The organism is Burkholderia sp. LFS061, from assembly GCF_047978125.1.
GTDB lineage: Bacteria > Pseudomonadota > Gammaproteobacteria > Burkholderiales > Burkholderiaceae > Burkholderia > Burkholderia pyrrocinia_C.
In genome coordinates, this window is record NZ_JBFPFS010000154.1 from 1 (window position 1) to 418 (window position 418).

1 protein-coding gene is annotated in these 418 nt (G+C 72.7%); it reads left to right on the plus strand.

The features are described from left to right. The coding region (gene gspN, locus ACNQQL_RS36125; RefSeq protein WP_347069737.1) for a type II secretion system protein N at positions 1–418 on the plus strand (418 nt) is incomplete at both ends.

Genomic DNA, 418 nt, shown 5'->3' on the forward strand with positions numbered 1-418 from the left:
CGGGCGCCGACCAGAGCGCGGCGACGCTGCTGCCGGGCCGGGTCGAATGGACCACGGGCTTCTGGCCGCTGCTGACCGGGCGCGTGCAGATGCGCATGCGCCAGACCGAGGCGATGCCCGATGCCGTCACGCTCGATGCGACGTGGCGCGGCGCGGTGCTGTCGGCGGGCACGATGGCCGTGCCCGCGTCGCTGCTCGCGGGGCTCGGCACGCCGTTCAACACGCTCGACCTGCAGGGCGACGTGCGGCTCGGCTGGACCGACTGGCGCCTGTTCGGCAACAACGCGTTCGGCCAGTTGACGGTGACGATCGACTCGATGAGTTCGCGCGTGTCGCGCGTGAAGCCGCTCGGTTCGTACCGCGCGGTGCTGCAGGCGAAGGGGGCGGGCGCCGATCTCGACCTGTCGACGACGCAGGG